The 23,374-nt window shown below is 64.2% G+C and carries 17 protein-coding genes and 1 pseudogene; 13 read left to right on the top strand and 5 right to left on the bottom strand.

Features of this window, described 5'->3' with window-relative positions; translation table 11 throughout:
- Positions 1 to 197: 197 nt before the first annotated feature.
- The gene (locus ABQZ09_RS09840; RefSeq protein ID WP_349776775.1) at positions 198 to 1,703 is read left to right on the top strand and encodes a helicase HerA-like domain-containing protein; all 1,506 of its coding nucleotides are present in this window, start codon (positions 198 to 200) and stop codon (positions 1,701 to 1,703) included.
- Between the two features lie 24 nt (positions 1,704 to 1,727).
- Entirely contained in the window at positions 1,728 to 2,249 is a 522-nt protein-coding gene (locus tag ABQZ09_RS09845) for a hypothetical protein (protein WP_349776776.1), read from the top strand.
- Positions 2,250 to 2,455: 206 nt separating this feature from the next.
- Here ABQZ09_RS09845 and nudK read toward each other — a convergent pair whose 3' ends face one another.
- Positions 2,456 to 3,055 carry a GDP-mannose pyrophosphatase NudK gene (gene nudK / locus ABQZ09_RS09850; RefSeq protein WP_228314033.1) on the bottom strand — a complete coding sequence of 200 codons (600 nt, stop codon included), beginning with the start codon at positions 3,053 to 3,055 and terminating at the stop codon, positions 2,456 to 2,458.
- A gap of 224 nt (positions 3,056 to 3,279) precedes the next feature.
- Between nudK and ABQZ09_RS09855 the strand changes: the two genes are divergently transcribed.
- Positions 3,280 to 4,551: a hypothetical protein gene (locus ABQZ09_RS09855; RefSeq protein WP_349776777.1), complete on the top strand. Its 1,272-nt coding sequence runs from the start codon at positions 3,280 to 3,282 to the stop codon at positions 4,549 to 4,551.
- Positions 4,552 to 4,762: 211 nt separating this feature from the next.
- Here the strand turns inward: ABQZ09_RS09855 and ABQZ09_RS09860 are convergent, their stop codons facing one another.
- On the bottom strand, positions 4,763 to 6,229 hold the full coding sequence (locus tag ABQZ09_RS09860) for a rhomboid family intramembrane serine protease (protein WP_349776778.1): 1,467 nt from the start codon (positions 6,227 to 6,229) through the stop codon (positions 4,763 to 4,765).
- A gap of 112 nt (positions 6,230 to 6,341) precedes the next feature.
- Between ABQZ09_RS09860 and greB the strand changes: the two genes are divergently transcribed.
- Positions 6,342 to 6,848 (top strand): transcription elongation factor GreB, encoded by a 507-nt coding sequence (gene greB / locus ABQZ09_RS09865; protein ID WP_228314036.1) that lies wholly within the window; start codon positions 6,342 to 6,344, stop codon positions 6,846 to 6,848.
- A 155-nt stretch (positions 6,849 to 7,003) separates the two neighbouring features.
- On the opposite strand, the gene rimO is transcribed toward greB, so the two are convergent.
- A complete protein-coding gene (gene rimO / locus ABQZ09_RS09870; RefSeq protein WP_228314037.1) occupies positions 7,004 to 8,377 on the bottom strand; it encodes a 30S ribosomal protein S12 methylthiotransferase RimO in 1,374 nt (457 codons plus the stop codon).
- 183 nt (positions 8,378 to 8,560) lie between these two features.
- Between rimO and ABQZ09_RS09875 the strand changes: the two genes are divergently transcribed.
- The 4 genes from ABQZ09_RS09875 (at position 8,561) to ABQZ09_RS09890 (ending at position 10,501) form a co-directional block, all read left to right on the top strand.
- A complete protein-coding gene (locus tag ABQZ09_RS09875; RefSeq protein ID WP_039406157.1) occupies positions 8,561 to 9,223 on the top strand; it encodes a dienelactone hydrolase family protein in 663 nt (220 codons plus the stop codon).
- Positions 9,220 to 9,657 (top strand): HIT domain-containing protein, encoded by a 438-nt coding sequence (locus tag ABQZ09_RS09880; protein ID WP_228314038.1) that lies wholly within the window; start codon positions 9,220 to 9,222, stop codon positions 9,655 to 9,657. The genes ABQZ09_RS09875 and ABQZ09_RS09880 overlap by 4 nt, the downstream gene beginning before the upstream one ends.
- Before the next feature lie 28 nt (positions 9,658 to 9,685).
- Positions 9,686 to 9,853 (top strand): LiaI-LiaF-like domain-containing protein, encoded by a 168-nt coding sequence (locus tag ABQZ09_RS09885; RefSeq protein WP_003486900.1) that lies wholly within the window; start codon positions 9,686 to 9,688, stop codon positions 9,851 to 9,853.
- 462 nt (positions 9,854 to 10,315) lie between these two features.
- A complete protein-coding gene (locus tag ABQZ09_RS09890; protein WP_228314039.1) occupies positions 10,316 to 10,501 on the top strand; it encodes a LiaF transmembrane domain-containing protein in 186 nt (61 codons plus the stop codon).
- Between the two features lie 20 nt (positions 10,502 to 10,521).
- Here ABQZ09_RS09890 and dcd read toward each other — a convergent pair whose 3' ends face one another.
- Together dcd and apbC are read right to left on the bottom strand one after the other, a co-directional pair.
- Positions 10,522 to 11,091, bottom strand: coding sequence for a dCTP deaminase (dcd, locus tag ABQZ09_RS09895; RefSeq protein ID WP_010366727.1), 570 nt, complete (start codon positions 11,089 to 11,091; stop codon positions 10,522 to 10,524).
- A gap of 96 nt (positions 11,092 to 11,187) precedes the next feature.
- Complete coding sequence (gene apbC / locus ABQZ09_RS09900) at positions 11,188 to 12,039, bottom strand: iron-sulfur cluster carrier protein ApbC (protein ID WP_349776779.1); 852 nt, start codon at positions 12,037 to 12,039, stop codon at positions 11,188 to 11,190.
- A gap of 278 nt (positions 12,040 to 12,317) precedes the next feature.
- Here apbC and ABQZ09_RS09905 point away from each other — a divergent pair.
- From ABQZ09_RS09905 to ABQZ09_RS09925, 5 genes and pseudogenes are all read left to right on the top strand, one after another.
- Positions 12,318 to 12,734 (top strand): annotated as a pseudogene (locus tag ABQZ09_RS09905) (TonB-dependent receptor); the annotation flags it as partial.
- Positions 12,735 to 13,102: 368 nt separating this feature from the next.
- Positions 13,103 to 16,150 carry a TonB-dependent receptor gene (locus ABQZ09_RS09910; RefSeq protein WP_228314043.1) on the top strand — a complete coding sequence of 1,016 codons (3,048 nt, stop codon included), beginning with the start codon at positions 13,103 to 13,105 and terminating at the stop codon, positions 16,148 to 16,150.
- A 244-nt stretch (positions 16,151 to 16,394) separates the two neighbouring features.
- The gene (locus ABQZ09_RS09915) at positions 16,395 to 18,506 is read left to right on the top strand and encodes a M13 family metallopeptidase (protein WP_349776840.1); all 2,112 of its coding nucleotides are present in this window, start codon (positions 16,395 to 16,397) and stop codon (positions 18,504 to 18,506) included.
- 400 nt (positions 18,507 to 18,906) lie between these two features.
- Positions 18,907 to 20,994, top strand: a complete 2,088-nt coding sequence (locus ABQZ09_RS09920; RefSeq protein ID WP_349776780.1) for a M13 family metallopeptidase — start codon at positions 18,907 to 18,909, stop codon at positions 20,992 to 20,994.
- 170 nt (positions 20,995 to 21,164) lie between these two features.
- The gene (locus ABQZ09_RS09925) at positions 21,165 to 23,177 is read left to right on the top strand and encodes a M13 family metallopeptidase (protein WP_349776781.1); all 2,013 of its coding nucleotides are present in this window, start codon (positions 21,165 to 21,167) and stop codon (positions 23,175 to 23,177) included.
- Positions 23,178 to 23,374: the final 197 nt, after the last annotated feature.

The raw sequence follows: 23,374 nt of genomic DNA on the forward strand, positions 1-23,374 counted from the left end.
GTTAGCTTGGCGAGCGGGCGACACGCAGCCACATCGCATCGGTACGACGGTTCGGGGACGGGGCGGCACAGCGCCGACCGCCCCGCGCCGCAGGCGTGCCAACCCGATCGCAGGGCCAACCCCCAAGTCGTTATCGCCCGCCTGGACAGGCGAGGTTGCCCGCTAGAATCCTGCCTTTCTTCCACCGGATCTGCGCAATGGCCTCGTTCCTGCTCGGCAAAGGCGTTACCGACGACATCCCGGTCACCCTGGAAGGCCGCTTCGGCAATCGGCATGGCCTGGTGGCCGGCGCCACCGGCACCGGCAAGACCGTGACCCTGATGACCCTGGCCGAAGGCTTTTCGCGGTTGGGGGTACCGGTGTTCCTGGCCGACGTGAAGGGCGACGTCGCCGGGCTGGCCGTGGCCGGCGACGGCGTGCCCGCTGTGCTGCAGCGCGCCACGGATGTGGGCATCGCCGACTATGCGCCGGCAGCCAGCCCGGTGGTGTTCTGGGACCTGTTCGGTCAGCTCGGCCACCCGGTGCGCACCACCGTGAGCGAAATGGGCCCCACCCTGCTTGCGCGCATCCTGGAACTCAACGACACCCAGTCCGGCGTACTCGACATCGTGTTCAAACTCGCCGACGACCGTGGCCTGTTGCTGCTGGATCTGGACGACCTGCGCGCGTTGCTGGCGCTGGTGGTGGAAGAGCGCAAGGAACTGTCCACCAGTTACGGACTGGTGTCGGCGCAGTCGGTGGCCGCGATCCAGCGCGCGCTGCTGCGGCTGGCGCAGGACGGCGGCGAGCAATTCTTCGGTGAACCGGCGCTGGAACTGGCCGAGCTGATGCGCGTGGCCCCGGATGGCCGCGGCGTGGTCGGCATCCTGGCCGCCAATCAACTGGTGCTCAAGCCGAAGCTGTATTCCACCTTCCTGCTGTGGTTGTTGTCCGAACTGTTCGAGGGCTTGCCGGAAGTGGGCGACCTGGACCAGCCCAAGCTGGTGTTCGTCTTCGACGAGGCGCACCTGCTGTTTGACGATGCGCCGGCCGCGCTGGTGCAGCGCATCGAACAGGTGGTGCGCTTGATTCGTTCCAAGGGCGTCGGGGTGTATTTCTGCTCGCAGTTTCCCGACGACATCCCGGACACCATCCTCGGCCAGCTCGGCAACCGCGTACAGCACGCGTTGCGCGCCTACACCCCGCGTGACCAGAAGGCGGTCAAGACCGCCGCGCAAACCTTCGTGGCCAATCCCAAGCTCGACGTGGCCAGCGCCATTTCCAGACTGGGCACCGGCGAAGCCCTGGTATCGCCATTGCAGGGCAAGGGCGTGCCGGCGCCGGTGCAGCAGACGCTGATCGCGCCGCCGCGTTGCCGCATGGGCGCCATCAGCGCGCCCGAACGCGCGCAGGTCCGCGCGGCCAGCCTGGTTGGTACCCGCTACGACACCGCGATCAATCGCGAATCGGCCGCCGAACTGCTGGCACGCCGCGTGGAACAGATGGCCACGCAGACTGCCGCCCCGCCCGCGCGTAGCCGCGCGCAGGAGGACGCGCAGGACAGCGGCTTCGGCAAGGCGGTCAAGGATGCCGTGTTCGGCACCGGACGCCGCCAGGGCATGCTGGAAACGATGGCCAAGCAGACCTCGCGCACCATCGGCAGCAAGATCGGGCAGCAGATCGTGCGCGGTATTTTTGGAAGTATTTTTGGCGGAAAGCGCTGAGCTCGACGCCCACCAAGGAATGCCATGAGCAAGGATGCAAAGAACACGCGACTGGCCTGCACGATGGCCATCGCGATCGTCGCCGCCGGTACGGCCGCAGCCGAACCGGCAAACCGGAGCGATCCATGGCCCCTGGAGCGTCAGCAACTGCTGACCGGTCATTACACCGGGCAACTCGAGTCCTATGCGCAAGACTGCCGGGTGGTCAGTGCCGAGCTTTCGCTTTCGATGCCCACTCCGAGCAGAAAGATGCAGCGCTATACGTTGAAAACCTTCTGTATCGCTGGCGGCCACGTAAATGACGCGCCGCGGACCATGACAGGTTTCTGGGACATGGCCGAGCGGATCGGCAGCTGTCTCTTGCTCAACTTCATTGATGTCGACGATCCGCTGGTAGGGCCGAACATCTACGGGTTTGCCGTCGAAGAGGATCTTCCCTCCAGCGACGACCAGCATCCCAAGTACCTCCTCGTTCAAGACGGGCAGAACTGCCATAGCGGCAGATCACCGGAATACGACGACAAGGTACTGAGAAAAACGCGCTGACGGCGGCGCGCCCTATCTTCGCGCGAAGGCCTCTGCCGCGAGACAAGCGACTTCAAGCAGGCTCCTGGTGGACTGGCCGTCACGATTCTGCTGATGCGGTTCACCTGCCTTGTCACGCGTAGGCCGCGTGACTTTGTCGTCTTGCCGGTTCCAACGCACGACAAGCCGCCTAGCAACGCTTGCGCTCACGGGTGCTCATCCGCGAGCTAGTCCAGCACCCCGTGCAGCTTGGCGTACTGCAGCAGCATGATGGTCTTGGCATCGGCGATCTCGCCGGAGCCGATCATTGCCAGCGCATCGTCGAGTGACAGTTCAAGCACCTCGATCTCCTCGCCGTCCTCTTCGACGCCGCCGCCGTCGCTCACCTTGTCGCCGTCGAAGTATTCGCCGACGAAGAAGTACAACCGCTCGGTGACCGAGCCCGGACTCATGAAGGCCTCGAACACCTTGCGCACATGATCGATGCGGTAGCCGGTTTCCTCTTCGGTTTCCTTGCGGATGCAGGTCTGCGGATCGTCGCGGTCCAGCAGGCCGGCGCAGGCCTCGATCAACAGGCCGTCCGGATTGCCGTTGAGCAGGGTCGGCAGGCGAAATTGCCGGGTCAACATCACCGTCTGCCTGGCGCGGCTGAAGAGCAGGATAGTGGCGCCGTTGCCGCGGTCGTATGCCTCGCGCGACAGGGTCTGCCAACGCCCGTCCTTGCGCAGGAAGTCGAAGGTGACCTTGCGGAGCACATACCAGTTGTCGGACAGCACATCGATGCTGCGAATACGGACCTGCGGGGTGTCCAGGGTCGATGGATTCACGCGGAGCTCCTTGCGATAGGAAAAGGACAGGCGCCATGGGATGGCACGGGAAGCGCATGGCATGTGGGGGGGCGCGGCCCCACGCGGCGAACCGGCGACAGCGAGCGGCAGGCCGCAAGCAGCTGACCCGCCCTGACCGCAGTGGCCGGAAGGCGTCAACGCCCAATTGCACGAGGCCGCGCATGGTCGCACAATCCCTTCACATCACACGCTTGGGGAGCGTCATGGAAGACCGTTTTCGCGCGCGCAAGGCCGTGCAGGCCGCGCCTGCGCCGTTCTGGACCCGCATTCCCGCCATCGCCACTTACCCGCTGCGCGGCTCGGCGCTGTATGCGCTGATCGCGCTGACGCTATGCAGTGCATTGCTGGTGTTGCCGGGCATTCTGAAGCTGCTGGTCATGGGCGTGCTGGGCATGGCGACCTACACCTACGCCTTCGACATCCTGCGCCACACCGCCGATGGGCAAGCCGATGCGCCCCGGCTCGGATACAACAGCTTCGACAGCGCGGTGCTGCGCCTGATCCTGCTGGCCATCGCGCTGGGCATCGTGATCGGCGCGGCCGCCGTGGTCGCGGGCCCGTTCGGGCTGACCATCGCCTATGTGGCAACCCTGCTGCTGTTGCCCGGCATGCTCATTTCGCTTGCCATCGACGGCAGCCTGCGGCGCGCGTTGAACCCTGCGGTGTCGCTCGACATGGCGATGCGCATCGGCTGGCCGTATCTGGCCGCCTACGGGCTGCTGTATGTGATCCAGGGCAGCGGCACGGCGGCGGCGTTCATTGCACTGACATATCTACCGCCCATCGTGCGCGAGGCGACCACGCTGGTGGCCTCCATCTGGGCCCTGTTCGCCAGCTTCCATCTGATGGGGTATCTGGTCTACCAGTACCACGAAGCGCTGGGCTATACCCCTAATGGCGGCGACGTGCAGGAACGTGCCGATCCGGATCAGCGCCTGCTCGATGAGGCCGAACACCATGTGCGCGAGGGTCACACAGACGAGGCCTTTCAGGCAGTGCGTGGTGCGGTGCGCTCGCGTGCGGTGAGCCTGGCGGTGCACGAGCTGTATCAGCGCCTGCTCCGACAGCACCATCGCAGCGACGAACTACACGAACACACCCGGCACTACATCAACCGCCTGCTGCAGGAAAAGCAGGAACGCCGCGCGCTCGCACTGCAGCGCGAAGCGCTGGACAGCGACCCTGCATTCACCCCGCTGCTGCCGGAGCAGGCCACCCTGCTGGCCGAGCGCGCCAAGATGGCCGGGCAGTTCCAGCTGGCCACCGATGGCTTGCTGGCCGCCATCGCAGCCTGGCCGCGCGACCCGATGCTGCCGAGCTGGTCGCTGGACGCGGGCCTGATGCTGGCCGAGCGCTTCGGCCGCGACGAGCAGGCACGTGCGCTGCTGCAACACGCAACGGAGCGCTGCGACGATGCAGCGCAGCGCGCAAAGCTGGATGCGGCATTGCGCGCGGTTGCGATCCAGCCGGCGTAAAGACAGCCGCGCAGGGGCGCGAGCGATCGTCAGCGTGGCACGTCGGCCGATGGCTGCGGCCAACTGATAGCCGCTGACAAAACCACTGCGCTCATTGCCAGACGGGCGCGGCATGCGTTCGAATCGGCGGATACCTCGCGCGCACTCCGCCTTCTCCGCGTCGTCCCCCCCCCCCACCTGACAACGCGCCGCCCGATGTCGTTCGCCACGCTCATCCGTTCTCGAGCAGAAACCGTGCCTTGGCCGCCTGCCCCTGCTCGGGAAACTGGTCCAGCACCAGTCGCAGCAAACGCGTGCGCTGCTCCCCGGCGCGCAGGTCGCCGTGGCGCAATGCCAGCACGAACCATCGCTGGGCAAGCTCGGCCCGGGGCGCGTCGCTTTCGCAGTCCTTCAACACACGCTCGGCATCGGCCAGCAGCCCGTTGCCGAGGCAGGCGTCGACCAAGGCCATGCGAGCCGGCAGCTCGCACAGGGCCAGGTCCTTGCCCAGCTCTGCTGCCACGCCCAGCTGGAGTCGTGTCTGTTCTGCCGTATGCGACGGCAGCCGCAATATGGTCTGCGCGTGTCGCAGCGTGTCCTGCCTGCTCCCGGCATTGCGTGCAACGCGGTAGCGCGCCAGCGCGATTTCCAGGCTCTGCGGCATTTCGTCGGCCAGCTCGGCCAGCAACCGCTCTGCCTCACGGTTTTCCATACGCCCCAGATGCGACTGCGCGCGCGCCCAGCGGTCATCGGCCTGCGCAGGCGCGTGCTCGTCCATGAACGCCGGGCGGATCTGACGCGTGCCCACGAGGATCGCGCCCAGCAGCGCGCCACTGACCAGGCCGCCGGCATGCGCCTCGAACGCCACCGAGCCGTTCTCGCTCCACAGCAGGCTGTAGATTTCCCAGCCCAGCCATAGCGGCAGCAACAGGATTGCAGGCCCGCGCACGTAGTTGAACACCACGAAAAACCAGTAGAAAAACCGCACCCGACGGCGGCCCCAGACCACGCAAAATGCGCCCATCAGTGCGGCAATGGCGCCGGACGCGCCCAGCCCGCCACCGGGCTGGCCCCAACGCCACCACAGGCTCGCCGCACTGGCGCCGAAACCGCCTGCCAGGTACAGCAGCAGGAACCATCCGCTGCCGATCGCACCTTCCAGCAAGGTACCCAGCGCCAGCAAAAACACCATGTTGCCGAACAGATGATTCAGGTCTCCATGCAGGAAGGTGGCCGACAGCATGCGCGCAGGCGACCATTCGGAACTGCGTTGCAGATGGCGCAACGTGAATACCCTGGACAGCCGCGCGTCGTACGGCGCATGCAAGCCCTGCCATTGGCGCAGCTGTTCTTCGTTGTTGAACAGCGTGCCGCCGCGCAACGCCTGCGCAAAGGCGACATCGTGCATCGTCAGGTGGGCCAGATAGGCGGTGCGCTGGCGCGCAGGAGCGGCAGCCAGCTTGCCCTGCCGCGCAGCACGCAACCTGGGGTCGCTGGTCTGTTCCAGATAGCGGGCGTGCGCCGCCGCTTCCAGCGTGCCCAGCCCGGAGTCGACGTAATAGCGCACGGCGTCCTCGACCAGCGCATCGTCCTTGCGCTGATAACCGACGTAGACGACCACGTTGATCAGCACCAGCAGCAGCGTCACCCAGGGAATGTTCTGGCGCGACCAGGGTTTGTGCAGCGGCATGAGCAGCATGACGACATCCGTGTCCGAGAATGGCGGAAAGCTTCGCTGTGCGGCGGCAGATGCGCAAGCACGCCATGCGCGCTAGCATCGCGCCCCCCGCCGTTCGATGCCACGCCCGACCATGAGCCGCTGGCGCCCGCCTGCCGAAAAAAGCACCGCACTGATCACCCCGGAAGGCCATGCGCGCCTCAAGGCCGAGCTGGAAGAGCTGTGGCGCGTGCGCCGGCCGGAGGTGGTGCGCGCACTGGCTGCGGCCGCTGCGGAAGGCGACCGCTCGGAAAACGCGGAGTACACCTATCGCAAGAAGCAGCTGGGCGAGATCGACCGCCGCGTGCGCTACCTGAGCAAGCGCCTGGAAGCGCTGCGCGTGGTGGACACCGCGCCCACCGACCCGCAGGCGGTGTTTTTCGGCGCCCAGGTGGAACTGGAAGATGCTGACAGCGGCGAGCTGCTGCGCTACCGCATCGTCGGCCCGGACGAAACCGATGCCGCACGCGGCTGGATCAGCATCGATTCGCCGCTGGCGCGCGCGCTGCTGAAAAAACGCGTGGACGACGAATTCGACGCGCAACTGCCGTCTGGCAAGCACAGCTTCGTGGTGGTGTCGGTCCATTACACCGGCCAGTAGCCGCGTGATCGCATTCCGCTGGCGCTCGGCGGCCGGGGTCAGGGTGACCTTGGCGCGTGCAGCAGCGCACGTGTGCGCGATGGGGGCATCATCGATAACGCCTCATCGCGCACAAGTGCGCTCCTACGGGCGGCGGTGTCCCGGCACGTGGCCGGTTACACCATCTGCAGATTCAACGACCGCCCTTGCTGGATCGCGCCATTGGCCGGCAGCGCATCGCCGAACAGGTCGTGCTCGTCGCTGTCGGTGATTTCCACGTCGACCAGGTCGCCGACCTTCAGGCCGAGCTCGCCGCCGTTCTGGATATGCACCAGGCCGTCGATTTCCGGTGCGTCCGCGCGCGAACGTGCCACCGCGATGTCGTCTTCGATCAGATCCACCAGGCATTGCTGCACGCTGCCGATCTTGGCTTCCAGACGCAGCGCAGAGATCTCCGCCTGCTTGGCCATGAAGCGCGCCAGGCGCTCCTGCTTCACTTCTTCCGGCACCTGGTCCGGCAGCGCATTGGCACTGGCACCATCCACCGGCGAGTATGCGAACGCGCCCACGCGATCGAGCTGCGCCTGGTCCAGGAAGTCCAGCATGGACGCGAACTCGGCCTCGGTTTCACCGGGGAAGCCAACGATGAAGGTTGAGCGCACGGTAATTTCCGGGCACATCGCCTTCCAGCGCTGCACACGCTCCAGGGTCTTGTCCACCGCGCCCGGGCGCTTCATCAGCTTGAGGATGCGCGGGCTGGCGTGCTGGAACGGGATGTCCAAATACGGCAAAAGCTTGCCTTCGGCCATCAGCGGAATGACGTCGTCCACGTGTGGGTACGGATAGACGTAATGCAGGCGCGTCCACACGCCCAGCTCCGACAGGCCTTCGCACAACGCCTTCATGCGGGTCTGATACATGCGGTCGCGCCACGGGCGCTCGGCGTATTTCAGATCCACGCCGTAGGCGGAGGTGTCCTGCGAGACCACCAGCAGCTCCTTGACTCCGCCGCGCACCAGCCGTTCGGCTTCGCGCAACACCTCGTCCACCGGGCGCGAGACCAAATCGCCGCGCATCGAGGGGATGATGCAGAAGCTGCAGCGATGGTTGCAGCCTTCGGAAATCTTGAGATACGCGTAATGGCGCGGCGTCAGCTTGATGCCGTAGTCCGGCACCAGATCCACGAACGGGTCGTGTCGCGGCGGCAGCGCGGCGTGCACCGCTTCCATCACGCTCTGGTAGTCCTGCGGGCCGGACACCGCCAGCACCTGCGGGTAGGCCTCGCGGATCTGCTCCGGGCGTTTGCCCAGGCAGCCGGTCACGATCACCTTGCCGTTGGCGTTCATCGCCTCGCCGATCGCATCCAGCGATTCGGTCACCGCCGAATCGATGAAGCCGCAGGTATTGACCACCACCACGTCGGCGGCGTCGTAGCTGGGCACGATGTCGTAGCCCTCCACGCGCAGCTGGGTGAGGATGCGTTCGGAATCGACGAGCGCCTTCGGGCAGCCAAGGCTGACGAAGCCGACTTTGGGGTTCAGCTGGGACATGGAAGCAGGAGCCTGGGAGTGGAGCGGCCTGGGGCCTGGGCAGGGCCAATTATAGCGGCGCGCGGGCAGCGCCCTGAACCGCCGTGCATCGCTAGCGGGGTCGGCTTTGCGAAACCCTCACTTTTCACGATGCCGGTCCGGTCGATAATGCGCGCCTCCCCCCGCTGCACATCAGGAATTCCCATGGGTCACTGGACCACGCTCGACACCCCCGACGGCCAGGTTGCCGCCTGGCACGCCACCCCCGCCTCCAGCCCGCGCGGCGGCCTGGTGGTGATTCAGGAGATCTTTGGCGTCAACGAACATATCCGCGCGGTCGCCGACGATTACGCCGCGCGCGGCTACGAGGTGCTGGCACCGGCCTTCTTCGATCTGGAAGAAAAGGACGTGCAGCTGCCCTACGACCAGGAAAGCCTCCAGCGCGGTCTGGCATTGGCCAATGCGGTCGGCCTGGAGCGCGCGGTAGAGGTGGTGAAATCCGCCGCTACACTGCTGACCCGCGCCGGCAAGGTGGGCACGGTGGGCTATTGCTGGGGCGGCTCGGTGGCGCTGCTGTCGGCCATCCGCCTGGGCCTGCCCTCGGTGAGCTATTACGGCGGCCGCAACACCCAGCTGCTGGACGAAACCCCCAAGGCACCGGTGATGTTCCACTTCGGCGAGCAGGACGCCAGCATCCCGCCGGAAGCGATCCAGGCACACCGCGAGAAGCTGCCGCAGATGGAAACCTTCGTGTACCCCACCGGCCATGCCTTCAATCGCAGCATCGACCCCACCCACTACGACGCCGACAGCGCCGAACGCGCGCTGGAACGCACCCTGGGCTTCTTCGAAGCGCACCTGGGATGAGTGCACCGACATCCGGCAGTGCTGCAGCGGACGGGTTTCAGCTGGATCCGCGCCTGGCGGCTGACACGGTGTTCGTCGCCGACGGGCCGTTGTCGCAGGTCCGCCTGATGGACGACACACGCTTCCCGTGGCTGGTGCTGGTGCCACGGGTGGCCGATGTCAGCGAGTGGATCGATCTGGATGGCGGCCAGCAGCGCCTGTTGCTGGCCGAAATCAACCAGCTGTCGCAGTTGCTGCGCGTGGAGCCCGGCGTGGGCAAGCTCAATCTCGGTGCGCTGGGCAATATCGTGCGGCAGCTGCACGTGCACCTGGTCGGCCGTCATCCGGGCGATGCGGCCTGGCCCGGGCCGGTCTGGGGCAACGGCAGCGCGCAGCGATTTGCCGCCGACGCCCTGCGGGAGCGTGTCGCGGCATGGGCGCAACGGCTACGATAGGCGCCCGTTCGCCAACCTGCCTTCTCGCATGAAATCCAATGTCGTCGCCGCGCTGATCCTGATCCTGGTGGGCCTGCTGTTCCTGGCCAACAATCTGGGCTGGACCAATCTCAGTCTTGGCCGGCTGATCGCCACCTGGTGGCCGGCGGCGCTGGTCGCCTGCGGCATCGGGATGCTGTTCGGGCGCGGCAAGTAGGTCGGGCGGGGATTCGGGAATCGGGATTGGGGAATCGTCAAAGCGGCGTGCTTGCGCTGAAGGTTCTCCGTCCAAACAAGGTTCTCCGTTCGGCGGCTTGCTGTGATTCCAGGGAGGTGATGCCCGGTTCTGGTCCTGGCGTTGCAAACGAATCACCGGGCGCTCCCTTCTCCCGTCGGGACATTGCCCTCCTTTATGGGGAGAAGGCGCCCCGCAGGGGCGGATGAGGGTACGGGCGAAGCTCCTGCACTTGCCAGCTGCCCACTGCGTCAGGACATCTTGCTCTGCCGCATCTGCCCGAAAAAAACTGACAGGCAACGCATTGCATGCCCTGGTCAACCATCCTGACGCGCTCAGTAGGGATGCAACATGACGACTGTCATCCGCAACTGTTGACTTCTGGTACCTGATCGGCAGCCGTATCGCGCGCAGCATGGCCTCACACCAACCGAGGATGTCGCCATGCACTACCGCCTGATTCCTGCCCTGTTTCTGATCGTCTTGGGCGCGTTGGTTCTGCTGGACAACCTGGGGCTGGCCGATCTGGATGTGGGCCACCTGATCGCCACCTGGTGGCCGGCCTTTCTGATCGCTGCCGGCGTGCGCCAGCTGCTGCGCTACCGCGATAAAGCCGCCGCGACCTGCTGAAGGCCACGGCAGCCCGTGCCTCAGGTCCGCGGCAAGGTCACGCCGGTCTGGCCCTGGTACTTGCCGCCACGGTCCTTGTACGAGGTCTCGCACACTTCATCGGACTGGAAGAACAGCATCTGCGCCACGCCTTCGTTGGCGTAGATGCGCGCCGGCAACGGCGTGGTGTTGCTGAATTCCAGCGTCACGTGACCTTCCCACTCCGGCTCCAGCGGAGTCACGTTGACGATGATGCCGCAGCGCGCGTAGGTGCTCTTGCCCAGGCACACCACCAAGGTGTCGCGCGGAATGCGGAAGTACTCCACCGTGCGCGCCAGTGCGAAGCTGTTGGGCGGGATGATGCAGACATCCGATTCGATATCGACAAAGCTGCCCGGATCAAAATGCTTCGGGTCGACAATGGTCGAGTTGATGTTGGTGAAGATCTTGAATTCGCGCGAGCAGCGTACGTCGTAGCCGTAGCTGGAGGTGCCGAAGCTGACAATGCGCTGCCCGGCGGCGTCGTGCTTGATCTGGCCGGGCTCGAACGGCTCGATCATCGCGTGCTGCTCGGCCATGCGCTTGATCCAGCGGTCGCTCTTGATGCTCATGCGGTGTTCCTTGAAGACGGAAGGCGGCAGGCCGGGCGGCCCGCGCGAAAGACGGCAAAGTCTAGCAGCGGCCGGCACCGGAAGCCGGCCGACGCGTTACAGCAGCGAGGCGGAAATCGGGATACTGGCGCGCGGGCGCTTGCCCAATTCTTCCGACAAGCGGCTGGCGGCCACCAGATAGGCCTGGGCGGCCGCGGAGTCCGGCGCGGCAATCACGATCGGCTGACCGGCATCGCCCTGCTCGCGGATGCTTACATCCAGCGGCAGCGACCCCAGCAGCGGCACGCCGTACTGCGCGGCCATGCGCTCGCCGCCGCCTTCGCCGAACAGATGCTCGCGATGGCCGCAGTTGCTGCAGGTGTGCACCGCCATGTTCTCGATGATGCCCAGCACCGGCACTTCGACCTTTTCGAACATCTTCAGCGCCTTGCGCGCATCCAGCGTCGCAATGTCCTGCGGCGTGGTCACGATCAACGCGCCGGCCACCGGGATCTTCTGCGACAGGGTCAGCTGGATGTCGCCGGTGCCAGGCGGCAGATCGATCAGCAAATAATCCAGGTCGTCCCACAGCGTGTCGTTGAACAACTGGGTCAGCGCCGAGGTGGCCATCGGCCCGCGCCAGATCATCGGGGTGTCCTGATCCACCAGCAGGCCGATCGACATCGCCTCGATTCCAAAGGCGCGGAGCGGTTCGATCGACTTGTTATCCGGGCTGTCCGGCTTACCGCTCAACCCCAGCATCGCCGGCACGCTCGGCCCATAGATGTCGGCGTCCAGCACGCCCACGCGCGCGCCCTGCTGCCGCAGCGCCAGCGCCAGATTCACCGCGGTGGTGGACTTGCCCACCCCCCCCTTGCCCGACCCTACCGCAATCACATTGCGGATACGCGGGTGCGGCGCCAGCGCGCCCTGCACCGCATGCGCGGGAATCCTGCGTTCTGCGCTCATGCCTCGCCGTCCTGCGCGCCGCCGGTGCCTGGGCACGCTTCGTTTTCAATCATCGTTGCCATTGCTTATCCAGTGTTTTCGTAGGCGGTTGCGAGGGATCACGCCCGTGGGTGCACCCGCGAAGTCTCCCAGTTTACCGGCTTGAGTCCACGCCCCCGCCCTCTCGGTACCGCCGCAGGCCAAAGCCGCTCATTGCCGCGTCTCGACGTATTTCACAAATGCGGACATGATTAGAGGACTTAATAAATTCGAGGTCTGGTTCAGCCGCCACCTAGCGAACGCGACTGATTGATCAAGTGCGCGAATGGGTATTCCAGGATTTCCCGGCCGAGTACGACGAGTACGTGACCTACGTGACCGACCCGCGCTGGCGCGCGCAGTTCCAGACCAAGTACAACTGGAACGAATGGCGCGCGTCGTGGGACATGAACTACGTGGACGGCAACCTGCGCGTGACCCCGGAAAGCTACAACAGCAATCCGGGCTCGGCCAGCCCGATCAAGAACGGCTCGTACGTCTACCACAACTTCCAGTTCGGCTATCAGTTCCCCGGTTCGAAGATCGACGTCTACCTGGGCATCGACAACGCCTTCGACAAAGACCCGCCGCGTAATTACTTCGGCTCGGACTTCAACTCCGCGTTGTACGACAACGTGGGCCGGTTTTTCTATTTGGGGACGACCGTGCGGTTCTGAGGGTTGTGAGGAGGAAGAGCCCCGCTGGTCGGGGCTCTTTTTTTTGCAGACGTCGCAGCAAAGTGCCCTGTGCAGCGGGTGCGCCGGTCGCAACCACCTCAGCAGGTCGAGCTTGCTGCCGGCGGGCCGGCATATCTGTATCGAATGTAACTAGCTCACGCTGGCAATTGTTGAGGTTGTTTGTTTCAGCGTGCTCTCTGCCGCCCGTTTGTGCCGAATTCATCGCTTCTAACGCGGATCTCATCTCTTTCATTAAGAAATGGTTTCAATCGCTTGCACCCTCAGACACAGATTCATTACGTTCGGGTTAAGGCCATCTGACTCCCCGATGACCGCCCCTTATCCGAAATCCAGTTGAAAGGTCAGGAATGAGCAATCAATTTCGTCGCCAGGTCCTCAAGCGCACCGCCCTCGCCGTCGTGCTCGGTGCCTGCCTAGCCAACGGCGCGGTCAACGCGCAAAGCACCACCGGTAGCATCTACGGCAGCGCCCCGTCCGAAGCCGGCAGCACCATCGTTGTACAGAGCGATACCGGCCTCAGCCGCACCATCACCATCGATGCAAATGGCCGTTACAACCTCGGCTCGCTGCCGGTGGGTGCCTATACCGTTACCCTGAAGCGCGGCGACCAGGTCGTCGATACCCGCAAGAACGTGCAACTGCGCGTCGGCTCGGGCACTGAAGTGTCGTTTGCTGGCGCAAGCGCCGCAGGCAGCGCCGATGCAACAACGCTGGGCGCGATCACTGTCACTGCCGCCAATGCACCGAAGATCGATGTGAGCTCGACGAGTGCACGGTCGGTCATCACTTCCCAGCAGCTTGCGATCCTGCCACTTGGACGCAGCGCTGAGGCAATTGCGCTGCTAGCACCTGGTGCTGTCGCGGGAAGCGGCGCGTTCGATAACGGCTCACGCTCGGTCGTTTCATTCGGCGGCGCGGGCGTTACCGAAAATGCTTATTACATCAACGGATTCAACGTCAGCAATCCGCTCAGCAACCTGGGTGGCGTTAGCTTGCCGTACGGTGCCATCGACCAGCAGGAAACCTACACCGGCGGTTACAGCGCGCGTTACGGTCGCTCCACCGGCGGCGTGATCAATCAGGTAGGCAAGCGCGGCACCAACGAATGGCATTTTGGTGCTCAGGCCGTCTGGGAGCCTAAAGCGCTCGCAAGCTCGCCTGAGAACGTGCGCTTCCCCAACAACACACTGCCGGCCGATTTCGAATACACCAATGCAGACCAGCCGGGAACGCTCTACCGTAGCCGCAAAGACGACGCCGCCAACCGTACCGTCTATAGCGCTTATGCGGGCGGCCCGTTGATCGAAGACAAGCTCTTCGTATTTGTTGCCGGCGAATCCGACAAGACCGACGGCGTGTCCACCAACTCCAGCGCGGCAAGCATTCTGGGTCGCAACAATTACTCGTACAGCGCACCGAAGTTTTACGGCAAGATCGACTGGAACATCAACGACAGCAACATTCTGGAATACACCCGCATCGAAAGCACTGATCGTCGCGCGGGCTATTACACCGATTTCGACTACGACACCTTGTCCGGTGGTGGTCGTAGCGGGACGTTCGCCGATACCTACAAGATCAAAGACCGTTACGACATCTTCAAGTACACCGGGTATCTCACCGATGACCTGACCTTGAACGCCACCTGGGGCCGTAGCCGCCAGGACAATCTGCAGGGCAATCCGTACGTTTCCAACCTGCCCTACCTGCAGAACGTGACCAATCAGGATCCTGCACTGACCGGGGGTACGCCGATCACCAATGATCAGGCAAGCAACCGCACCAAGGCCGATCGCCCACAGAACAAGACCCGCAGCTTACGGCTTGAACTCGAATACCGGCTCGGTGACCACGACCTGACCGCTGGCGTGGACAACATGTATTTCAATGCGTCTGATGAAGGTGTTCGCACCACTGGCCCCGGATACCAGTGGTTGTTCGCACGACAGTCCAACCCGGCCGTCGACATCCGTCCTAGTCTGGGTGTCGGCCCATCGGGCGGCAATGGCTACTATGCGCAGCGCCGTATCTTCACCACGACCACCAGCATGGCCGTCGAGCAGAAGGCGTACTACCTGGAAGATCGCTGGCAGGTCACCGATAAGTGGCTGGTCCTGCTTGGCATCCGCAACGACAAGTTCACCAACTTCAATAGTGCCGGCGCTCCGTACGTTGACAGTGGTGACCAGTGGGCACCACGTCTGGGCGTGAGCTGGGATGTGTTTGGCGACTCGTCGCTGAAGCTGTATGCCAACCTCGGTCGTTACTACCTGGCGCTGCCAAACAGTGTTGCAGTGCGTGGAGCGTCTGCGTCCACCTACACCGACGAATATTTCGCGTATAGCGGGTTGGACGCAAACGGAGAGCCGACCGGTCTGAGAGCGTTGGGCCCGGGCCCGGTGTCTTCGAACGGCGAATACGGCCAGACGCCCGACCCGAATTCGTTCGCACCGAGCGATCTGAAGTCCCAGTACCAGGATGAGTTCCTGATGGGCTTTGAAAAGACGCTCGGCGAGAAGTGGAACTCGGGTGCAAAGGTGACCTATCGCAAGCTGCAGACCGCGATCGATGACGTCTGCGATACAGGCCGGATCGCCGACAAGCTCGCAGCCGGTGGCATTGACGCCTCATCGGTCGCCATTCCTGGTTGCGTGATGTTCAACCCTGGCGAAACCAACACCTACAACCTGGCCAATGTCGACGGCTCGGGCCGCACGCAGGTGCGTATGTCTCAGGAGGATTGGGGATTCACCAGCGGTGCCAAGCGTAACTACGTGTCGGTCGACTTGTTCCTGGAACATCCGTTCGACGAAAAGTGGTTCGGCCGCGTCGATTACACCTGGTCGCATCTGTACGGCAACACCGAAGGCCAGGTGAAATCCGATCTGGGGCAGGCTGACGTTTCCAAGACGCAGGACTGGGACTCGGCAGAGCTGATGTACTACGCAGGTGGAAGTCTGGCCAATGATCGCCGCCATCAGTTCAAGGCATTCGGTGCCTATCAGTTCACACCGGAATGGATGGCATCTGCCACGGTGCGCGTGTTGTCCGGCACACCAAAATCGTGCCTGGGCTATTTTGGCGAGGGCGAGCAGGATCCCATTGGCTATGAGTCGGCTTACCACTATTGCGCCGGTTCCCCTTCTCGTCCGGGCGACGCAGGCCGCACGCCTTGGCTGACGAATTTGGATCTGGGCGTGACCTATCGCCCGTCGTTTGCCGATCACAAGCTCGCCATCGGGCTGCAGGTCTTCAACGTACTCAACGACCGCGATGCCACACGTACGGAAGCGGTGTACGGGGACGACCGTTACACGGTGTCCAACACCTATGGCATGGGCACCTACTTCAACCCACCGCGCTTCGTCCGTCTCTCTGCGGCTTATGACTTTTAAGCGCAGCGTTCAGAACTAGAACACGCACTTCTCCACGGCCCCGAAAGGGGCCGTTTTTTTAGTGCGTCCCTTGCTGCAGCTGCGTCGGAGCCCGCCAACCGGCCCTCTACACACCCCGCACCCATGACCTTCGACACCATGCCATCCGGCTGGCGAGGCGTAGAGTGCCGGCCACGGCTCCGGCGACGGAGCTTCCCAATCGACTGCTGCTCCTGGAGCCTTTGTGATTCGAACACCTCATCTATTGACGTTGACCCTGGCCGTGGCGGCCGCGCTCAGTGGTTGCAAGAAATCCGACGACGCTGCGCCGGCGGCCCCGGCCGGCGACGCCGCACCTGCGGCAACCACTGCGCCTGCGGCGCCCAAGACGCTGACCCTGGACCAGAGCAAGCTGCCGGCGGTGAACCAGTTCACTGCGGCAGACCTCGACCCCAACGGCAATGCCTGTAACGACCTCAACGCCTACGCCAATGCCAAGGTCCTGGCCGCCAACCCGGTGCCGGGCGACCGCACCAGCTGGGGCGCGTTCGAGATGCTCGACGAGCGCTCCAATGCGGTCCAGCAGCAATTGGTGGAACAGGCCGCGGCCGACAGTAGCGCCACCGGCGTGGAGAAGATCGTCGGCGACCTGTGGTCCACCGGCATGGACGAAGCCAAGATCAACGCGCAGGGTATCGAGCCGCTGAAGCCGGAGCTGGCTGCCATCGACGCCATCAGCGACCAGGCCAAGCTGGTCGACTATCTGCGCAGCAGCGCGGCCAAGGGCAACAACGACCTCTTCAGTTTCGGCGCCGAGGCGGACTTCAAGAAGTCCAGCCAGAACATCGCCTACGCCATGCAGGGCGGCCTGGGTCTGCCGGACCCGGAGTACTACACCAGCGCCGGCAACAAGGCCAAGCTGGACGCCTACCAGGCGCACGTCGCCAAGGTGCTGGAACTGTCCGGCGTGGCCGCGGCCGATGCCGCCGCGCAGGCCAAGCAGGTGGTCGCGTTCGAGACCCGTCTCGCCAAGGTCTCCAAGACCAGCACGCAACTGTCGCGCGATGCCTCGCTGGCCTACAACCCGATCTCGCCGGCCGACGCCGACAAGCTGACCCCGAACTGGTCGTGGACCGAGTTCTTCAAATCGCAGGGCGTGACCGCGCCGGAGATGTTCTCGCTGGCGATCCCGGCCTTCCACCAGGAAGTGAGCAAGATGATTGCCGACACCGACCCGGCGATCTGGCGCGCGTACCTGCGCTTCCACACCGTCGATGGCGCTTCGCCGTACCTGAGCCAGCCCTTCGTCGATGAGAGCTTTGCGTTCTACAACAAGACCCTGCGCGGCCAGAAGGAAATCAAGCCGCGCTGGAAGCGCGTGCTGGCCACCATCAACGGCCAGACCGGTGAAGCGCTGGGCCAGATGTACGTCAAGGTCGCCTTCCCCGCCGAGTCCAAGGCCAAGATGGAAACCCTGGTGACCAATCTGCGCACCGCGCTCAAGGCCCGCATCGAAAAGCTGGACTGGATGAGCCCGGAGACCAAGACCAAGGCGATCGCCAAGTGGGAAAGCTTCACGCCCAAGATCGGCTACCCGGAAAAGTGGCGTGAGTGGAATGGTCTGACCACCACCCGCGACAGCTACCTGGGCAACGTGCAGGCTGCGGCCGAATACAACTACAAGTGGAACCTGTCCAAGATCGGCAAGCCGGTGGACAAGACCGAATGGGGCATGAGCCCGCAGACGGTCAACGCCTACTACAACCCGCTGCAGAACGAGATCGTGTTCCCGGCCGCCATCCTGCAGCCGCCGTTCTTCGACCCGAATGCGCCGGAGGAAATGAACTACGGCGGCATCGGCGCGGTGATCGGCCATGAGATGACCCACGGCTACGACGACCAGGGCAGCCGCTTCGGTGCCGATGGCAACTTCATCCCCGATCCGGGCTGGTGGACGCAGAAGGATCTGGACGCGTTCAAGGCACGCACCGGCAAGCTGGTGGCGCAGTTCGACAGCTACCGCACGCCGGCCGGTGACAAGGTCAAGGGCGACCTGACCCTGGGCGAAAACATTGCCGACCTGGGCGGCCTCAATACCGCCTACGACGCCATGAAAACCGCCACTGCCGGCAAGGACGACCCGAAGGCCGACGGCATCACCCGCGACCAGCGCTTCTTCCTCAACTGGGCCACGGTGTGGCGCCGCAACTTCACCCCGGAAGAACTCGTCGTGCGCCTGAAGACCGACCCGCACGCACCGGCCAACTTCCGCGCCATCGGTGCACCGTCGAACATGCCGGCGTTCGCCGCTGCGTTCTCGTGCAAGGCGGGCGATGCGATGGTGCGTCAGGGCGACAAGCAGGTTGTGATCTGGTAATTGCGTGGTCGTTGTAAACGACGGGCGGCGATCAAGAGGTCGCCGCCCGTTTTTATTTGGGGATGCCTTGTGACGCTGCGCAATGCGGTCCGCGCCTTCACGCGCCGGGCCAGCGCCGTGCACGATGCATTGACTGCACGCATCAGGTCCCGGCAAGCACCAGGTGCACGCATCGGCGACAGATGGTTCGTGCGGTCATGCGTTGATCTGCACCGCACCGCTGACGTTTGCGACGGCTAGTTCGGATTCGGGGCAAGCCCGCTGCCCTTTTTTCTTGCGCCATCAGACATCTGTTGCCCAGCAATCAACACCCTAACTACAAGTCTCAACAAAGCTCAACGCATGTGCCAGCACGGCAGAGCCCGCCTATTCTCGGTGTTCCTTCCTGCCACTTTCTGCCATGTCAGCCATCAAGACTTCCACACTCGCCCTTGCCCTGCTGGTCGCTTTGACGGGCTGCAAACGCGCATCCGATGACAGCAGCGTACCGACGCAGGCACCCACTGCGGCCGCCACTCCATCCAAGCCGGCCTTCGATATCGAAGAGCTGGATACCGCGTCAAGCGCGTGCACGAATCTGGATACCTTCGTCAATTCCAAGTGGGACAAGGCCAATCCGATTCCGCCCGACCAGACCAGCTGGGGGGTGTTCGACGAGCTCGTGGAAAGAAGCCTGGCCACGCAGCGACAGATTGTCGAAGCCGCTGCAAAGCAGGTGGACCAACAGACTGATCCCCTGGCCCGCAAGCTGGGCTTGCTGTACGCCTCGGGCATGGACGAACGCGCCATCGAAGCAGCGGGCTACGACCCCATTCGTCCGCAGCTGGAGGCAATTGCCGCACTCAACTCCAGCACCGCGATTGCCGACTACATCACCAAACGCTACGCAGAAGGCGACGCACTCGTGTTCGAGTTCGGTGCCGGCCCCGATTTCCACAAGGCTGAGCAGCAGATCGCGTTCGCCCAGGAAGGTGGTCTGGGCCTGCCGACCAAGGACTATTACACCGCTGCGCAATACGCTCCCATCCGCGCAGCCTACCTCGCCTACATCGCCAAATCATTCGAACTCACCGGCAGCGATGCCGACACGGCCAAACGCCAGGCCAAAGACGTCATGACGCTCGAATCGCGCCTGGCCGCTGCATCGCTTGCGCCGACCGACGCCCGCCAACCCAAGAATCAATACCACTTTCTCAGCGTCGCCGATGCCGACAAGCTCACGCCGCACTTTTCGTGGACAACATTCTTCGCCGCACAGGGCGTGGATGTCGGCCCTGGCTTCTCGTTGTCGCAACCGCGTTTCTTTGCGGCATTCGATCAACAATTAGCCACCGCGCCGGTGGCGCAGTGGCAGGCATATCTGCGCTTCCACACCATCGACGAGGCGTCTAAGCAGCTCAGCAAGGCGTTCGTCGACAACAACTTTGCCTTTTATGGAAAGACGCTGTCCGGGCAGCCCGAACAACGGCCGCGCTGGAAGCGCGTTCTTCGTGCGGTCAACGGAGCCATGGGCGAAAGCCTGGGCGAACTGTACGTCGCCAAGGTCTTCATGCCCGACACCAAGCAACGCGCCGCCGAACTGGTGGACAACATCCGTGCCGCACTCAAGACACGGATCGAGCACGTCGACTGGATGAGCGAGCAGACCAAGGCCAAGGCCTTGGCGAAGTGGGAAACCTTCCTGCCCAAAATCGGTTACCCGGACACCTGGCGCGACTGGTCCGGGCTGGAGATCGTGCCCGGCGCGTATTACCGCAACCTGCAGGCCGCGGCAAAGTTCAACTATCACTACGATATTGCGCAGATCGGCAAACCCACCGACCGCAAGCGTTGGACGACGACGCCGCAGACGGTCAATGCGTATTACAGCCCCAGCACAAACTCCATCAGTTTCCCGGCCGCCATCCTGCAACCGCCGTTCTTCGATGCCAGCGCCGATGACGCGCTGAACTACGGCGCGATCGGCGCGATCATCGGCCATGAGGCCTCGCATGGTTTCGACGATCAGGGCAGCCAATTCGATGGCGCGGGCAACAATGTCAATTGGTGGACGCCGCAGGATCGCAAAGCCTTCGAAGCGCGCACCGATGTGCTGGTCAAGCAATTCGACGCCTATGTGCCGCTGCCGAACCATCCAACCCTGCACGTCAACGGCAAGCTCACCCTGGGCGAAAACATTGCCGACCTGGGCGGCCTCAACATTGCCTACGACGCCTTGCAGACCGCACTGCGCACGCATCCCGAGCGTGCCCGTACGGTCGATGGCTACCGCCCGGAACAACGGTTTTTCCTGGGCTTTGCGCGCAACTGGCGCGAACAGGTCCGTGAGCAGCAGCAGCTGGTCTATCTGGCCTCCGACCCGCATTCGCCAAGCCACCTGCGTGCCATCGCCTCGCCGTCCAACATGCCGCAATTCGCCCAGGCGTTCTCCTGCAAGCCCGGCGATGCGATGGTGCGCCCGGACAAGGACCGCGTGGTGATCTGGTAAGCGCCTGCAAGCGCTTCCAACCCATGAGCGCACGCACGGGCCCGCACACGCGGGCCTGTCGCGTTCATGCAAACGGCCGGTACCGGAGACGAACGGCGGCGGGCGCACGCCTGCGCAGCACGCAGCCTTGCTAAACTCCGCCGACTTTACTCTGGCCACCTGTCTTCTCGATGCCCACCATTCGCCCGCTTGCCCTCGCTCTTGGCTTCAGCCTGATCACGCTGCTGTCCGCCCCCGACGCCGACGCCGCTCGCAAGAAGAAGGCAGCTCCCAAGGCCCCGGCCGTCTCCGCGGCCTGCACCGATTTCTATGACTACGCCAATGCCGGCTGGCTGAAGGCCAACCCGGTGCCGCAGGCCGGCGCCGTGACCGCGCTGGGCCAACTGTCCGACCGTGCACTGCAGCAGCAGCGTGAGTTGCTGGACGCCTCGATGAAGGCGCCGCAGGGCAATGTGCAGAAGCTGCTGGGCGATTTCTGGGCCAGCGGCCTGGATGAGGCCACCGTGGAAAAGGACGGCTCTAACCCGATCGCCCCCTTGCTGTCGCGCATCGACGCGATCAAGAAGGCCAAGGATGTGCCCGCTTCGATCGCCGCATTGCACCAGGTCGGCATTCCGGTCGGCTTCAACTTCGGCCCGGACGTGGACCTGAAGGCGCTGGACCGCCATATCGGCTACTTCATGCAGGGCGGCATGGGCCTGCCCGACCCGGCCTTCTATACCCGCACCGATGCCGACACCCAGGCGCTGATGGGCCGCTACCGCGCCTACGTCAAGCAGATCCTGGCGTTGACTGGCACCCCGGCCGACAAGCTCGACGCCGATGCCGCCTCCGTGCTGCAGATCGAAACCGCGCTGGCGCGTAGCGCGCAGTCGGTGCAGGGCATCAACAACCCGTTCAACAACTACGCCCCGATCGCCACCAAGGAGCTGACTAAGCAGTACAAGAACCTGCGCCTGGCCGACTTCCTGGAGGCCCAGGGCGTCAAGGACGACCTGGTGTCGATGGCCGACCCGGCCATGTTCAAGCAGCTCGACAGCATGATCGTCAGCATCAAGCCGGAGCAGTGGAAGGCCTACCTGCGCTGGCGCGTGGGCGATGCGATGGCGCCGTACCTGTCCAAGAGCTTCCACGATGCCGAATACCAGTTCCGCGGCCGCCTGCTGCGTGGCGACGCCGTGGCGCCGCAGCGCTGGCAGCAGGTGCTGGATGCCATCAATGTGGCTGCCGGCCCGATGCTCGGTCGCGAATACGTGGCGCGTTACCTGAGCAGCGACACCCGCCGCCAGGCCGAAGCCATCGCCGACCAGGTGCGCGACGCACAGCTGGCCGCGCTGGAGCGCACCGGCTGGGGCAACGGCGAGGCAGTGGCAGAAGCCAAGGCCAAATTGACCGCGATGAAGATCGAAGTCGGCGCACCGCGTCGCGATCTGGATTACACCGTGCAGCCGATGGGCCGTGGCAGCTTCGGCGGCAACATGCTGATCGCCTCGACCTGGCGTCACCGCGAGGAAATGAAGCGCATCGGCAAGGGCAACGCCGACCGTCGCTGGGACGTGCTGCCGCAGCAGCCTGCCGTCGCCTATGACATCGCACAGAACCGCCTGATCGTCACCGCTGCCGTGTTGCAGGCACCTGTGCTGACCAGCGGCAGTACGCCGGCGGCCCACTACGGCGCTTACGGTGCGCTGGTGGCACACGAGCTGACCCGCGCGATCGACGCCAAGGGCTCGCTCGTCGATGCCAAGGGCGAGCTGCGTAGCTGGTGGACGCCGGCCGAGAAGACCGGCTGGACGCTGCTCACCGGGAAGGTAGCCAATCAGTTCGCTGCCTATCCGTACCCGGGCGTGCCCAATGCCAAGGTCAACGGCGCGCAGACCGCCGAAGAGAACCTGGCCGATCTGGCCGGCGTCGAATTGGCCTGGCAGGCCTTCAGCAAGGCACAACCCGCCGCCACCGAAGCCGACAAGCAGGCCTTCTTCACTGCCTGGGCCGGCTTGTGGGCACAGCAGCTGTCGCCGAACGAAGCGGTGCAGCGCGCCAGCGCCGACATCCGTGCACCGGGCCAGTGGCGCACCAATGGCCCGCTGTCGAACCTGCCGGAGTTCGGAGCAGCATTCACCTGCAAGCCGGGCCAGCCGATGCAGCGCGTGGATGCCGACCAGATCAAGATCTGGCGTTGATTCACGCGCCAGGAAGTCACTGGCAATCAACACGCAGTGGCAGGCAATGAAAAAGAGCGCGGAATCCGCGCTCTTTTTTTGTCTCCGCGTTTGTCGATTTACCGACCAGCTGAAACACGCTGAACGTAGGAGCGGACCTGGCCGCGACGAGGCTTTACCGGTAACCGCCGTGGCGGCCGGGTCCGCTCCTGCGACTC

This window comes from Xanthomonas sp. WHRI 6106, assembly GCF_040202405.1.
Classification (GTDB): Bacteria; Pseudomonadota; Gammaproteobacteria; order Xanthomonadales; family Xanthomonadaceae; genus Xanthomonas; species Xanthomonas cannabis.